The sequence below is a fragment of the Paenibacillus ginsengihumi DSM 21568 genome (assembly GCF_000380965.1).
GTDB lineage: Bacteria > Bacillota > Bacilli > Paenibacillales > NBRC-103111 > Paenibacillus_G > Paenibacillus_G ginsengihumi.
This window is the reverse complement of record NZ_KB905581.1, coordinates 40,171-52,861: the sequence shown is the minus strand read 5'-3', so window position 1 is coordinate 52,861 and position 12,691 is coordinate 40,171. Positions and strand designations below refer to the sequence as shown.

The 12,691-nt window shown below is 56.6% G+C and carries 16 protein-coding genes; 10 read left to right on the top strand and 6 right to left on the bottom strand.

Features of this window, described 5'->3' with window-relative positions:
• Window positions 1-508: 508 nt before the first annotated feature.
• A complete protein-coding gene (locus F591_RS0116780; protein WP_026326680.1) occupies window positions 509-832 on the top strand; it encodes an MGMT family protein in 324 nt (107 codons plus the stop codon).
• A 124-nt stretch (window positions 833-956) separates the two neighbouring features.
• Here F591_RS0116780 and F591_RS0116775 read toward each other — a convergent pair whose 3' ends face one another.
• Both F591_RS0116775 and F591_RS0116770 read right to left on the bottom strand, forming a co-directional pair.
• Complete coding sequence (locus F591_RS0116775; protein ID WP_026326679.1) at window positions 957-1,283, bottom strand: spore coat protein; 327 nt, start codon at window positions 1,281-1,283, stop codon at window positions 957-959.
• Between the two features lie 40 nt (window positions 1,284-1,323).
• Entirely contained in the window at window positions 1,324-1,635 is a 312-nt protein-coding gene (locus F591_RS0116770; RefSeq protein WP_019535782.1) for a ferritin-like domain-containing protein, read from the bottom strand.
• A gap of 172 nt (window positions 1,636-1,807) precedes the next feature.
• Here F591_RS0116770 and F591_RS0116765 point away from each other — a divergent pair, with 172 nt between their 5' ends.
• The 3 genes from F591_RS0116765 to F591_RS0116755 all read left to right on the top strand — a co-directional run bounded on the left by F591_RS0116765 (window position 1,808) and on the right by F591_RS0116755 (window position 3,809).
• Window positions 1,808-2,326, top strand: coding sequence for a TetR/AcrR family transcriptional regulator (locus tag F591_RS0116765; RefSeq protein ID WP_019535781.1), 519 nt, complete (start codon window positions 1,808-1,810; stop codon window positions 2,324-2,326).
• A gap of 105 nt (window positions 2,327-2,431) precedes the next feature.
• Entirely contained in the window at window positions 2,432-3,325 is an 894-nt protein-coding gene (locus F591_RS0116760) for a hypothetical protein (protein WP_019535780.1), read from the top strand.
• A 31-nt stretch (window positions 3,326-3,356) separates the two neighbouring features.
• Window positions 3,357-3,809 carry an ABA4-like family protein gene (locus F591_RS0116755; RefSeq protein ID WP_019535779.1) on the top strand — a complete coding sequence of 151 codons (453 nt, stop codon included), beginning with the start codon at window positions 3,357-3,359 and terminating at the stop codon, window positions 3,807-3,809.
• A 71-nt stretch (window positions 3,810-3,880) separates the two neighbouring features.
• Here F591_RS0116755 and F591_RS0116750 read toward each other — a convergent pair whose 3' ends face one another.
• The 3 genes from F591_RS0116750 to F591_RS0116740 all read right to left on the bottom strand — a co-directional run bounded on the left by F591_RS0116750 (window position 3,881) and on the right by F591_RS0116740 (window position 5,206).
• A complete protein-coding gene (locus tag F591_RS0116750) occupies window positions 3,881-4,546 on the bottom strand; it encodes a PspA/IM30 family protein (protein WP_019535778.1) in 666 nt (221 codons plus the stop codon).
• A gap of 29 nt (window positions 4,547-4,575) precedes the next feature.
• Entirely contained in the window at window positions 4,576-4,797 is a 222-nt protein-coding gene (locus F591_RS0116745; RefSeq protein ID WP_019535777.1) for a PspC domain-containing protein, read from the bottom strand.
• A 127-nt stretch (window positions 4,798-4,924) separates the two neighbouring features.
• The gene (locus F591_RS0116740) at window positions 4,925-5,206 is read right to left on the bottom strand and encodes a MerR family transcriptional regulator (protein WP_019535776.1); all 282 of its coding nucleotides are present in this window, start codon (window positions 5,204-5,206) and stop codon (window positions 4,925-4,927) included.
• 380 nt (window positions 5,207-5,586) lie between these two features.
• Here F591_RS0116740 and F591_RS0116735 point away from each other — a divergent pair, with 380 nt between their 5' ends.
• Genes F591_RS0116735 through tatA form a run of 3 tightly spaced genes read left to right on the top strand, consistent with a single transcriptional unit; the run spans window position 5,587 to window position 7,993 of the window.
• Window positions 5,587-7,197, top strand: coding sequence for a flavin monoamine oxidase family protein (locus F591_RS0116735; protein WP_019535775.1), 1,611 nt, complete (start codon window positions 5,587-5,589; stop codon window positions 7,195-7,197).
• Between the two features lie 23 nt (window positions 7,198-7,220).
• Entirely contained in the window at window positions 7,221-7,778 is a 558-nt protein-coding gene (locus F591_RS0116730; protein WP_019535774.1) for a RidA family protein, read from the top strand.
• A 29-nt stretch (window positions 7,779-7,807) separates the two neighbouring features.
• On the top strand, window positions 7,808-7,993 hold the full coding sequence (tatA, locus tag F591_RS0116725; protein ID WP_019535773.1) for a twin-arginine translocase TatA/TatE family subunit: 186 nt from the start codon (window positions 7,808-7,810) through the stop codon (window positions 7,991-7,993).
• Between the two features lie 72 nt (window positions 7,994-8,065).
• On the opposite strand, the gene F591_RS0116720 is transcribed toward tatA, so the two are convergent.
• On the bottom strand, window positions 8,066-8,884 hold the full coding sequence (locus F591_RS0116720; RefSeq protein ID WP_019535772.1) for a DUF6492 family protein: 819 nt from the start codon (window positions 8,882-8,884) through the stop codon (window positions 8,066-8,068).
• Between the two features lie 354 nt (window positions 8,885-9,238).
• Here F591_RS0116720 and F591_RS0116715 point away from each other — a divergent pair, with 354 nt between their 5' ends.
• The 3 genes from F591_RS0116715 (at window position 9,239) to F591_RS0116705 (ending at window position 12,180) form a co-directional block, all read left to right on the top strand.
• Window positions 9,239-9,898 (top strand): YceI family protein, encoded by a 660-nt coding sequence (locus F591_RS0116715; protein WP_019535771.1) that lies wholly within the window; start codon window positions 9,239-9,241, stop codon window positions 9,896-9,898.
• Window positions 9,899-10,524: 626 nt separating this feature from the next.
• A complete protein-coding gene (locus F591_RS0116710; RefSeq protein ID WP_019535770.1) occupies window positions 10,525-10,977 on the top strand; it encodes a DUF1641 domain-containing protein in 453 nt (150 codons plus the stop codon).
• A 27-nt stretch (window positions 10,978-11,004) separates the two neighbouring features.
• Complete coding sequence (locus tag F591_RS0116705; protein ID WP_019535769.1) at window positions 11,005-12,180, top strand: NAD(P)/FAD-dependent oxidoreductase; 1,176 nt, start codon at window positions 11,005-11,007, stop codon at window positions 12,178-12,180.
• The last annotated feature ends 511 nt before the right edge of the window (window positions 12,181-12,691 follow it).

The window sequence follows — 12,691 nt, the reverse complement described above, 5'->3', positions numbered from 1 at the left end:
TCGGAGCGGCAACGCAGAGCTCGACCGCTAACGCGGAGTCGGAGCGGCAACGCAGAGCTCGACCGCTAACGCGGAGTCGGAGCGGCAACGCAGAGTTCGACCGCTGACGCGGAGTCGGAGCGCCAACGCAGAGTTCGGCCTCTAAGACAGAGTCGGACCGCTAACGAGGAGTTCGAGCGTCAAAGCGGAGTGCGACTGCTAAGTCGGAGTTCGGGGCCCGCCGGCTGAGTGTCCCAAGGGATAGCATGGTATAATAGACCTTGGAACGATGGTTCGGCCCGGCGATCGGGCAAGGCAGGCGCTGCGTTGCGGATTGCCGGCACAGGCTGTCGCATTATCTGCGACAAGGGGAAGGACCGGTAGGAAGGACTGGTGCAGCCATATCCGCGACAAGGAGAAGGATCGGATGCGGCCATATCCGCGCCAAGGGAAAGGAACGGATGCGGCCATATACGCGCCAAGGGAAAGGAACGGATGCGGCCATATCCGCGACAAAGGGGAGGATCGAATGCAGCCATATACGCGGCGGGTGATCGAGATCATTGCCGGGATACCGGAAGGATGTGTCATGACATACGGACAGGTGGCCGAATTGGCCGGAAGCCGGAGAGCGGCCAGGCAGGTGGTGCGCATCCTGCATTCCATGAGCGACTCGCACAGGCTCCCGTGGCACCGCGTCGTCAATGCGAAAGGGGAAATTGCCGTCAGGGACGAGGAATCGCGCCTGCTGCAGACGCTTTATTTGCAGGGCGAAGGCGTGGCGGTGGACGACCGGGGGTGCGTCGATCTGTCGAAATACCAGTTTTGGCCGGAAATGAAAGACCAAAGATAATATAAAAGCGTTATATCATCAACCCGGATTCCGTGGAAAGGACAAGGACGACCGTGGGACCGCGGCGAAAGGCGCAAAATCAAAGCCCCGAAAGCTTTTCCTTTCGGGACTTCGCAGGCAGCTCCTAATAAGGATACTGCGATGAATAGCCGCTGAACTGCTGCTGCGCCTGCTGCACCTTCTGCTGTTCCTCGGCCTCGAGCTTGTACCAGCCGTTTCGGAACATCAGTTGGTACATTTCCCGGGCGCTATGGTGCGTCTCCGTCAAGATTTGCAGCATATCGTCGTACAGCTGCTGGTGGCTTGCTTCACGAACGGCGACGTTGAGGCTGTCGGTCAAATATTTGCAGGTGCTGAGGCCGTCGTTCAGAAAGTCGCGGTCGTTCATCTCCGGCCCTTTGACCTTCGGCAGCTGCCCGGTTTGCGGATTGGCGATTTCCCTGCTCTGCATTTGCTGCGTCATTTGCTGCGTCGGCATGTTGCCCACCTCCTTACTGTATTGGCTGCTGGGATTGCTGCTGCTGCGGCTGCGTCACACTGGCCATGGCGGCATTATTGTCGACCTGCAGATGAGTCAGCAGCTTCTCGTAATGGCGCTGATGCATTTGGCCGGCTTTGCCCAAAGCCTGCTTGATTTGCGGATTCGAAGCCTGCTGCGCCAGGAAATGAAATTTCTTGAACGCGAGCAGCTCCCACGACAGCGCATCCTTGAGGTACAGCAAATCTTTGGTCGTAATGACGCGGGGCGGAGCCGGAATCGGCGGCTGCTCCTGCGGGGCGGGGGGATTCATCGTGGCTTGCATGCGGAGCCCTCCTTTCTGTTCAGCAATGGCATATTATAACGATTAGCATGGACAATAACGGCGCGATTATGCTTTGTCCGGGAACCAAAAATAAAAAATGTCAGCCTCTTGACAAAAAGGTTCGCTGCGCCATAATATTTATTTATCAATAAATAAAAAGGAGTCTGACAAAGTGGTTGTCCGCGAGGATCGAAAGGAACAGATTTTGGATAAGGCGGTAGCGGTGTTCGCGGAGAAGGGGTATTACAAAGCGACGACTGCTCTGGTGGCGAAGGCAGCCGGGGTTACGCAGCCTTATGTCTTTCACTTTTTCAAGAACAAGGAAGAGCTGTTCAACGCGGTGATCGACAGAGCCGTAGGCCGGCTGTACGATACGTTCATGCAGGTCGAGGCGCCGGCTGACCAGTTGGCCGAATCGATGGGGAAGGCGTTTAAGCAAATTTTGCAAACGAACCGGGACGTAATGATCATGGTCATGCAGGCGCACGCCATTTCCGAACCGGCGATCCGGATGCATGTGCGGGAAAAGTTCCGGCTGATGAACGAAGTGTTCATTGCCAAGTTCGAGGCTGCGGGGATGCCGAATCCGAGAGCGGCGGCAGGTCATTTCCTCAGCATCGGCCTGCTGATCACGTTATCTGACGTGCTGGAGCTGCCGGAGCTGCTGCAATGCGAGAAGGGGTGCATTTGAATAGCCATATGGGCGAACGTGTTAAGGCGGCGGAATGCTGCCTTGATTTAAGGTTCATCATTTATTTATCAATAAATAAATAATAGAAGGAAGGTTGAAAAAACTATGAATCATGCAAAAAAAATGCAATCACAGTCGGCAATCCGCGAAGCTTTGTTTTCCGGAGAACGGCTGCTCGTGTTGGTCGGACTGCTAGGTATGGCGCTGGCCGCCGGCACGGCCGTATGTATCGGTCTGCTCGGGGCAGAGGTGCCGCCGGAAGGCAATTTGGAAAGCGTCTTTTCCTTCAATGCGGCGATCGGGATCTTTGTGCTGTCGATTGCTGCGATACTGCCGCTGACCGGTTGGAGCCCGGCCCGGCGGACGCGGGTGCGCTACTGGCTTGCCGCTGCTTCTGTTTACGCATACGCCCAGGAGACCGTCCAGCATTTTCGCGGGATCAACCCCCGGTTCAGCGCGGCGGGCACGGCGATCGATCGAATCTTCGGCATCTTTTTCGCCGTCGATTCGCTGCTTCTGATCATTTTAACCGTTATGATCGCGATTCCTTTCTTCCGCCGCAAGCAAGCTTTCCGTCGGGCGTCGCTTGTGCTCGGCATCCGTTATGCGATGATTTCGACGATGATTGCCTATGCCGCGGGGATTGGGATGATCGTGCTGCAAGGCCGCTACACGGGAGATGGCGGCAATCTGATCGTGCTGCACGGGATCGGGTTCCACGCCCTGCAGACGCTGCCGCTGATCGGCTGGCTCACGGAGCGGTCGCAGCTTGAAGAGAAGCAGGGCCGGCGCTTCGTTCACGCGGGGAGCATCGCCTGGCTCGCCGCCAATCTGCTCATCGGCTGGCAGACCGCGCTCGGCCGCACTGTCTTCGAATGGTCGCCGCTGCCCATCGCCTCGGCAAGCCTCCTGCTTGTCTGGCTGGCAGTCGCCGCGCTTGCCGCGCTCGGCCTGAGAAAGCCGCAGGTCAGCCAGCCTCCGGTATCGTCATCATCTTGAGTGCGGCTTAAGGAAAGGAGGGTGCGAATCGATGTACGAAACGCTGTTTGCTCTGGCCAATCCGGCCGTGGCTTTCTGGTTGCTGCTCATGCTGCTGCCGGGGTGGCGGGTGACGCGGTTTTTGGCCGATACAGCTATCTTCCCCGTTTATCTCGCCGTATTGTATGCCGTCGGAATGGTGGCAACCGTAGCAGCCTCGGGCTTCGGCTTCATGAGCGATTACGGCTCGGCGGAAGGGGTCGCCCGGCTGCTGTCCGACACCGATATCGCCTTGCTCGTCTGGATTCACGTGCTATGCTTCGATCAGGCGGTCGGCCATTACATTTACCGGGATAACATGAAGCATCGCTATGTCCCTCTGCCGGTCCAGTCCGTGCTGCTGTTCTGCACGCTTATGTTCGGCCCGCTCGGATTCCTCGGATATGTCGGCCTTCGTTCGCTGCGGCAGCGGGCCGGTCGCCGCGTTCGCGCTGACCATGAATAAGCGCGGCGAAGCCCCTCCACGCCAACCGGCGGAGGGGCTCTTGCGTGTTATAAGACTTAAGCTGACGGGGCTCAGGATGACGTCCTGCTTCTTAGTCGCTGCAACTGCTCTTCAATGAACGCTTCACGGCGGCTGTCGTCCCGGGGACCGCTTCCTGCGGCGGCGTGCGGCTTGGAAGCCAGTTCGGTCTGAATCTCCAGTTGCATGATTTTTTCCTCGATTCGTTCGAATCCGCGCGCCGCCGTGCCGACCTCCATCCCCCGGCTCACGCTGGGCATGACCGTCTGCGCCTTGGCTGCGACCTGGCGGGCCCGCGCCGTCAGCTCGGTTTTTTTCTCCTTCAGACGGGCATATTCCGCCTGGGCCTGCTTAAGCTGCTGCTCGAGCTCCGCGCACCGCTGCCTGGCTTCCGCATATTCGGCTTCGTACTCCTTGATTTTTTCCATATAGTACAGCTTCATGCCGAGCGCTTCGCGCGCTTCCTCTTCATAGCCTTCGGCTACGGCGTCCGCGGCCTTCATCTCGTTCTCTTCGACGAGCCGGATGGCGTCCTCCAGCCGCAGCTTCAGCCCTCTCTCCGCGGCGCGCTGCCTGCTCAGCTCCCGCTGAACGGCGTCGATATCCTGCTCCATATTGCGGAGATATTGGTTTAACATCAGCTCCGGGCTTTCCAGTTTGTCCAATGCCTCATGGACGGCCGCCTTCGACAAATTCATAATCCGTGCAAATACTCCCATGGATTTCTCCACTCCTTATCTCTTGTTCGTTAGGGGCGATTCGGGTCGGTGTAAAACGATTGGCCGTACGGGGCTTTCGGAACGACGATGCTTAAGATGAAGTAAATGAGCAGTACCGTGCCGAAGCTGCACAGGGTGGCGATGAAGACGGCGAGCCGGGTAAGGGCGACGCTGATGCCCAGCCATTCCGCAATGCCTCCGCAAAGTCCCGTCAGCCAGCTGTTCGTTCTTGACCGGTAAAGTTTGTTCATGGTGGATGCTCCTCTCTGCATCGATTGATGGTCAGTTCGCGCTGTCTTTCTCTCTCGGTTCATGACTATATTGTAGATCGGGTGCGTTATCCTGGAAACGGACCCGCGGCGGTTTCACGTCCTGGCCTTAAGACGGGGAAGCTCTACGCCCAAAGGCGGAGCGCTCGGTGGACGGCGCGGCTTTTCGCTGCTTGGACAGGAGCTCCTTCAGCTCATTCGTGCTGAAGCCGTCGGTCAGCATGCGGTGGATGGTTTTGATCATTTCGACGTCCTCGAGCGAGTATTTGCGGAACCTGCCCTTGGTCCGTTCGGGAAAAATCAATTTCCGCTCCTCGTAATACCGGATTTGCCTTTCCGATAATCCCGTTAATTCGCAGACCGTGCCGATGCTCATGATTTTCTTGTCCACCAGTACCCCTCCGCTTCTTTCTGAAGTCAAGATAGATCCTATGACGAGCTAAGATTTCGTCATCGGTCGTCACCTGCGGTGTTGAAATTTTGTCGGCGTATATCGCCAAATTTTCAAGATAGATATATGTTATATAAAATAACATAAAACGAAGAAGGTCAAGAGCTTGATATCGTTTTTATAGCAGAATCATGCCCGTTTTTTTAGAAAAAGCTCTGTTTTCTCCTCAAAAATTTCACCCCCCCTCATTCGACAAAATTTTTATGTAAGATTATCTAACGTATTTTGTCTCAACTTATCGTTATTCTGCTATAGTCGTATCAAGACCCGTTTTTAGACGAATCACGTCTAGAATTATTTTGCTGAAGGAGTGCGGCGATATGGAGACGAAAACCTCGCAGACAGCAATGACACGCAGGCAGTTTCTGACGACAGTCGGCAAAATCGGCGGCTCGGCGGCCGTGTTTAGCCTGATGGGCTCGCTGGGGCTGCTTGCGCCTGAGACGTTGAAGGCGGCGGCGTACACTCCGCCCTCGCAAGGCGATCTGCTCTCCGCACACCGCGGCGGCAAAAAAATCGTCATTCTCGGCGCCGGCATCGCCGGTCTCACCGCTGCGTACGAGCTCGGGCAGGCAGGATACACGTGCACGGTGCTGGAAGCCAGAGGCCGCTCCGGCGGCAGAATTTGGACGGTGCGGCGCGGGACGACGGAAACCGATATGGACGGCTTCAAGCAGGTCGCCCGGTTCGATGCGGATGAGCATCTGTACTTGAACGCCGGGCCGATGCGCATTCCGCAGTTTCATGTGACGATGGACTACTGCCGCAAATTCGGGGTGGAGCTGGAGCCGTTCAACAACGTGAACGAGAGCGGCTATTATTACAGCGAGAACGTGGGAGCCTTGTCAGGGCAAAAAATCCGCAAGCGGGCCATCAAGGCCGATGTCAGAGGCTACATATCGGAGATGCTGGCCAGGGCGGTGCGTCAAGACCAGCTCGATCTGCCGCTCACGGCAGAGGAGAAGGAGAAGCTGGTCGCATATTTGAAGCGGGAAGGGGATCTGAACGAGGACCTGTTCTACAAGGGCTCCTCGCGCGGAGGCTACAAGTCCGAGCCCGGCGGCAAGCTGGATGCGGGCGTCGTTCGTGATCCGTTCGATCTGAAGGCGATCATCCACTCCGGTTTCGGCAACTTCTTCAGCGGCGAGTACAGCTACGACCAACAGATGATGATGTTCCATCCGGTAGGAGGCATGGACCGCATCTCCAGGGCATTCGAGCAGCGGCTCCGCAGGCCGGTCGTCTATCATGCCGAGGTGAAGGAGATCCGCCAGAACGACGTCGGTGTGCGAATCGTTTACCTGGATAAGATGTCGGGGCGAATGAGGGAAGAGACGGGCGACTACTGCATTTGCACGCTGCCGCTGCCTGTGCTGAAGGACATTCCCGCCGATTTTACGCCGGAGCTGCAGAAGGCGATCGCCGGCATCCGTTACGCGTCGGCTGGCAAGCTGGGCATTCAGTTCAAGCGCCGCTTCTGGGAAGAAGACGAGCAGATCTACGGAGGCAGCACGACGACGAACACCGATCTGGCCTCGATCTATTATCCTCCGACCCGCTATTTCGCCCCGAAAGGCGTGCTGCTCGCTTATTACGCCAACGGCGCCGCCGCCGACCGGCTGGGGGCGATGAGCCCTGCCGAACGCGAGAAGTATGCGCTCAGCGTAGGCTCGCGGATTCATCCGCAATATTATACGGAGTTCGAGACCTCGTTCTCGGTCGATTGGAAGAGAACCAGATACAGTCTGGGCGGTTGGGCCTCCTATTCGGCGGACGACCGCAAGACGCACTATCCGGTGCTGTGCGAGCCGGCCGGGCGCGTTTATTTGGCCGGGGAGCATATGAGCTATATTACCGCCTGGATGGCCGGGGGCATCGAATCGGCCCGCAAGGTCGTCACGGAACTTCACGAACGGGTTATGAAAGAATAGAGATAAGGAGCGCGATCCATCCTATGCGAATGAAAAAAGCAAAGTCGATCATCGCCATGTGCTTGCTGTCGGGCATCGTCGGGGTCTGCGTGTACGCCGCCGAGCCGGCCCGGCCGAACCAATATCCCGCCGAGCCGATCGTCGAGCCGGAGTTCTACGGCAGTCCGTCCTCTTCGATCTCGGGCGGGGTCGCCGTTCCGGCGGGGGCGGCCTATTTGTACACGAGCGGGACCGTGCCTCCGGTGCTGAACAAGGACGGGGCGACAGTATACGAGCGGTATGGCGATACGAAGACACAGGCGGTCGGCATTTTGACGAATATCGAGAAGCAGTTGAAGGACAAAGGCTTGTCCATGAAAGACGTCATTTACTTGCGGGCATACGTCGTCGCCGATCCTGCCAAAAACGGCGAATTCGATTACGCCGGCTGGAACGAGGCGTACGGGCAGTTTTTCAACAACGAATCGAACCCGGTCAAGGCGGCCCGCTCGACCGTCGGCGTCGCCAGTCTGGTCAACAAGGATTGGCTGATCGAGATCGAGGCGGTAGCTGTGTTCCCCAAAAAGAGCCGTCCGCAGTAAGTCATTTCCGAACCGTGGGGGGATAAGGCATGCTGCAAAATATCGGAATTCCCGGATTGCTGCTGATCGTCGTCGTCGTGCTGCTGCTGTTCGGTCCGGCCAAACTGCCGGAGCTTGGCAGAGCGGTCGGCCGGACGCTGGCCGAATTCAAGCAGTCGGCGCGGGAGCTGGTCGCCGATCCGCAGGACGAAGCGAAGCCCAGGCGGGAGGTTTGACGGCCGGCAAGACGATGCGGAGAAGGAGGCCAAGGTCGCGTCGCGGGCGGCCAGGACCTCCTTCTCTTGCGATTAATTTTTCGGACGCCTGACATAGATCTTGCGCTTGTGAAAAGAAAGCGAGCGGTATTTTCGGGCCAATCGCTCGATTTTCGGCGACGAGACGACAGCTGCCGCGCTTCCGCTCAAGCTTTTGTTCAGCGTCGGTTTGCGGATCATTCTTCCGGGATATTGCGAACGGAAGAAATTCCCGTAGGTCTCATATTCGGAGAAGCCGAACTGCTTCGCTTTGTTCGTCAGGCGGATGATCGCGCGGTACCAGGGAAGGCCGTGACGCGCTTCGATCGTCTTCTTCAGCCGCGCTACTTTCGAGCGGTCGAACAGCATGTAATGGGCGACGAAGGAGGGGGAAGCAGAAGCCTTCCTGCCCAGCAGCCGGCGGTACATGTTGAAATATTCGCCCTGGCTCCAATTGCGGCAGTAAAATACCGTTTTGCCTCGCTTCAGGAAGCGGTGCGGACGAATCAGCACTGTATCGGCATCGATCACCAAATAATGCTTTCTGGTGCAGATCGTATTGCCGCTCAGCTTCAGCAACTGCTGGTAAAGCCAGCCGGAGCGGTCCCATGTGCGCGAGCGGTAGCGGATATGCTTTTTCGTAATCGGCAGCACCGTCTTTTCGTTCACGAAGGTACAGCCCTTGCGGAGGCAAAGCTGCTTGATTTTGTCGCTGTCCGGGGATACGATCAGAATGCGCCCGATCGGATGCCGGACATAACGTCTGACGCTGTCGATGACGTAGGGCAGCGTTCCCAAATCTTTCTCGATGGCGGGGATCAATACGTCAATCTGCTTTGTGCCGCCGGATGAACGCGCTGTTGAAATGGACAATCGTCTCATCTCCTTGGTAGAGGAATCCAAAGCACAATATGTAGAATATAAGCGGATGGTCCGCCCATTTTTAATCTGCTTTTAAGGTTATCGTAATGATGGATTCAGGTTCGCTTGCTAATCTGTGTCAGATCCGTCAGAAATCAATGATTGCTGCTTCAAAACACTACGCATCGTAGTGTATCGCGGAGCCGAAGCAATGGGGGGGTACAGCGAATTTTACCCAAATACACTACATAGTGTAGTGTATTTGCTCGCAAGCGGCATCCTTTGTCTTCGGCGGCCGGACGATCCGGCAGCAGGCACGGCGGCAGTGCTGATGACACTCTATTCACTTATAGGAGGCGGTTTACGATGAACAAGAAAATGGTGGCATTCGCAGCAGGAGTGCTGGTCGTGTTGGGCGGAGGTTACGCCGCTTACGATTATTTTGTCGGCAATCACGTAACGATACAGGAGGCGATTCCGGCGGCTGCGCCTGCCCAATCAGGAACGTCCGTGGCGGCGAGTGAGCTGGACGGCGTCTGGAGCATCCGGCCCGATTCGAAGGTGTATGTCTCTGTAACGACGTCCAAGGAAACCGTCAATTTTGAAGGAAGCTCGGTTCAAGGCAGCTGGACAGTGAACACTTCCGATTTTAGCCAAATGAAAGTCGAGGCCAAGCTGCAGATCGATTCGCTGCAGTCAGGCAACGCGCAGCGCGACAATCATGTGCAGGGGGAGAAATTTTTGAACGCGGCGCAATATCCGGAAGCGGTATTTACGCTGCAAGACTTTGCGAATTTCCCGCAAGAATGGAAGGAAGGAGAGCGGGTCTCCTTCGATATGAACGGTACGCTGACGGTCAAGGGCATTTCGAAGGACGTCACCTTCAAGAGCGAGGCGATGTACAATCAAGGCGTCATCAGCATGGAAGGGAGCGCCGTCGTCACGTTCGACGATTTCGGCATGCAAAATCCTCATACGGTGCTGCTGGATTCCCAGAACGACGTAACCGTCCAGTTGAGGCTTTAGCTGGAACGGGGCTAATGCTAGCGGAGCGGCACGGCACGGCTTCCGCTTGACTTGCCGCCCGGCCAAGCGTCGGCTGCGGCAAGCTCGGGTGGCCGGTGCGGACTGGCAGGCAGCGGCCAGGCTTGCCCGCGTCCAATGATTACCCTCCGGCAAACGGTAGCGCCGCCGGGGAAGAAGCCGCGGCCGGATGCGCATTCCGCCCCAGGGAGTATGTCCGCCGGCATGCAAAGCGGCGAACTGGCGATCACAGCCGATCCCGTTCCCGCCCCAGGGCGCATGTCCGGCTCGACTGTAATTGCTCCAATTTCTGGAATAATCGCCGGGAATGGATAAAAATTATACGTTAGACACAGAATATTCACAAATGTCGAATGTTGTTTTTCGCGCGTTTTCGCTCAAGAGGTGTATAATAGGGGTACATAGGGTTCCGTTTCAGCCTGTTCGTCTGGCCAAGGATGAGATTTGGAAGTTAGCCAGTCCAGATTAGTATGTTGTTATATGTGAAAAATGTAACAATAACGAGAGCACGACGTTGTCGAAACCGATAACCCGTTTTCGTGACTAGACCATCGACAGGTGATGGAAAATAGGGACTTCTATTTCAAAGCAAAGGAGGACGTTCTCTCATGTCAGCAGCACCTACTCAACAAGCGGCACTTGACGGCCAAGACAACAACGCTTCCCAGCAGGCTCGGCAAACGACGGACGTGCTTGATCAATTGATGAAGCCCGAGGTCCAGGAATCGCTTACGATCCTCGTCGAGAACCTGCCCAAGCTGGCGGAGATGGTAACCATCTTAACGAAGACGTACGATGTGGTGCAAAATCTGGTGACGGACAAAGTTCTGATCGACGACCTGAAAGGCGGCGTCGAGGAGTTTGTGAAGCCGATTCAAGACAAGGCCAAAACTTACGCCCAAGCCGCTATCGAAGCAAGCGACCGGGCGCAGGCTGAGCCCGCCCAAGTCGGCTTGTTCGGTATTCTCAAGATGCTGAAGGACCCGCAGGTACAAAAGACGCTCCGTTTCGCTCAAGCCTTCCTGGAAGTCACGGCTGAACGGCAGCAGCGTCAGCAATAATAGCCGGAACAAGAACGGAGGATAAGTATGTCGAAGCATATATTGATCTTAGGCGGCGGGTACGGCGGCTTGCTGAGCGCATTGACGGCCCGGCAGTACTTGACGCCCGAAGAAGCGGACATCACGCTCGTTAACCGATTCCCGACCCACCAAATTATTACGGAACTGCATCGTTTGGCCGCCGGCAACTTGGCGGAGCAGGCGGTGGCGCTGCCGCTGGATAAGCTGCTGCGCGGCAAGGATATCAATCTGCAAATCGATACGGTCGAATCGATCCATCCGGATGACAAGAAGGTCCTTATGGCCAGCGGCAAGACGTACGAATACGACGCCCTGGTCGTGGCGCTCGGCAGCGAAACGGCGTTCTTCGGCATTCCCGGCCTGCAGGAGCACAGCTTCACGCTCAAATCGGTCAACGACGCGAACAAGCTGCGCGCGCACGTCGAAGCGCAGATCGAAGCGTACCGCCAGTCGAAGGACAAGGCGGATGCGACCTTCGTCGTCGGCGGTGGCGGTCTGACCGGCATCGAACTGGTCGGCGAGTTTGCCGACATGCTGCCTGGATTGTGCCGCAGCAAAGGGGTCGACTTTAACGAAGTATCCATTTACTGTGTAGAAGCGGCGCCGTCGATTCTGATGGGCTTCGCTCCGGAGCTGGTCGAGCGCGCCAAGACGAGCCTGGAGAAGCGCGGCGTGAAGTTCCTGACCGGCGTGGCGATCACGGAAATGCAGGAGACAACGGTATCGCTCAAGGACGGCAGCACGATCGAGACGAAGACGCTCGTCTGGACCGGCGGAGTTCAAGGCAACTCGGTCGTGGCGAACTGCGGCATCGAAGTCAACCGCGGCCGCGCGACGGTCACGCCTACCCTGCAATCGACCTCGCATCCGGACATCTTCCTGGCCGGCGACAGCGCGGTAGTCATGAACGGCGAGCGTCCTTATCCGCCGACGGCGCAGCTCGCTTGGCAGATGGGCGAGACGGTTGGTTTCAACTTGATGGCCTACTTCAAAGGCGCTCCGATGGACACGTTCACGCCGGTATTCTCCGGCACGCTGGCTAGCCTGGGCCGCAAAGACGCGATCGGCACGATCGGCGGCAACCAGACCCAGCTGAAAGGCCTGCCCGCGTCCTTGATGAAAGAGGCAAGCAACATTCGTTACTTGTCCCACATCAAAGGACTGTTCAGCCTGGCTTATTAATAACGCTTCGGATTTTGAAGCGGTTATATTCCGTCTTGACCAAGAGAGGCACCCGGTGAGGGTGCCTTTTTGTTGGTTCGGGTCCCAGGCCGCGCACTCCGCCCGATTTTCCGGAGAGTTAGAAAATGTTGTATTTTGTACAACAAAAACGGGAGGATAAAGCCTACTGACGGCTCAATGTTGTATAAAGTACAGCATTTCGGGTGTTGATCCCTGGTTTGAAGCCAATCTCGCCAAAATTGTTGCGCGAAATACAACATTCCCCCAGCTCATGTGCGACGGATACGAAAAATGTTGCATTTTTTGCAGGATTCGTTGTCTCATATGCCGGGTGTGCCTGTGGGGGGCAGCGCGAAACCGCTGGTGAGCATGACCCAAGTCATCGAGCGTTTTTTTGCTATGTAGCGCGGCTGCATCCTCGAGACGATGTCAACAGGCAGTTTCCTACATTTATTGGAACATCTTGAGCAAATAACGTCTCTTTTTCGCAGAGAAATCTAAAAAGAACTAA

Excerpts from the sequence above, each read along its gene's own strand:
- F591_RS0116780 (WP_026326680.1), top strand. The coding sequence starts at position 509 with ATGCAGCCATATACGCGGCGGGTGATCGAGATCATTGCCGGGATACCG.
- F591_RS0116775 (WP_026326679.1), bottom strand. The coding sequence starts at position 1,283 with ATGCAGAGCAGGGAAATCGCCAATCCGCAAACCGGGCAGCTGCCGAAG.
- F591_RS0116770 (WP_019535782.1), bottom strand. The coding sequence starts at position 1,635 with ATGCAAGCCACGATGAATCCCCCCGCCCCGCAGGAGCAGCCGCCGATT.
- F591_RS0116760 (WP_019535780.1), top strand. The coding sequence starts at position 2,432 with ATGAATCATGCAAAAAAAATGCAATCACAGTCGGCAATCCGCGAAGCT.
- F591_RS0116755 (WP_019535779.1), top strand. The coding sequence starts at position 3,357 with ATGTACGAAACGCTGTTTGCTCTGGCCAATCCGGCCGTGGCTTTCTGG.
- F591_RS0116750 (WP_019535778.1), bottom strand. The coding sequence starts at position 4,546 with ATGGGAGTATTTGCACGGATTATGAATTTGTCGAAGGCGGCCGTCCAT.
- F591_RS0116745 (WP_019535777.1), bottom strand. The coding sequence starts at position 4,797 with ATGAACAAACTTTACCGGTCAAGAACGAACAGCTGGCTGACGGGACTT.
- F591_RS0116735 (WP_019535775.1), top strand. The coding sequence starts at position 5,587 with ATGGAGACGAAAACCTCGCAGACAGCAATGACACGCAGGCAGTTTCTG.
- F591_RS0116730 (WP_019535774.1), top strand. The coding sequence starts at position 7,221 with ATGCGAATGAAAAAAGCAAAGTCGATCATCGCCATGTGCTTGCTGTCG.
- tatA (WP_019535773.1), top strand. The coding sequence starts at position 7,808 with ATGCTGCAAAATATCGGAATTCCCGGATTGCTGCTGATCGTCGTCGTC.
- F591_RS0116715 (WP_019535771.1), top strand. The coding sequence starts at position 9,239 with ATGAACAAGAAAATGGTGGCATTCGCAGCAGGAGTGCTGGTCGTGTTG.
- F591_RS0116710 (WP_019535770.1), top strand. The coding sequence starts at position 10,525 with ATGTCAGCAGCACCTACTCAACAAGCGGCACTTGACGGCCAAGACAAC.
- F591_RS0116705 (WP_019535769.1), top strand. The coding sequence starts at position 11,005 with ATGTCGAAGCATATATTGATCTTAGGCGGCGGGTACGGCGGCTTGCTG.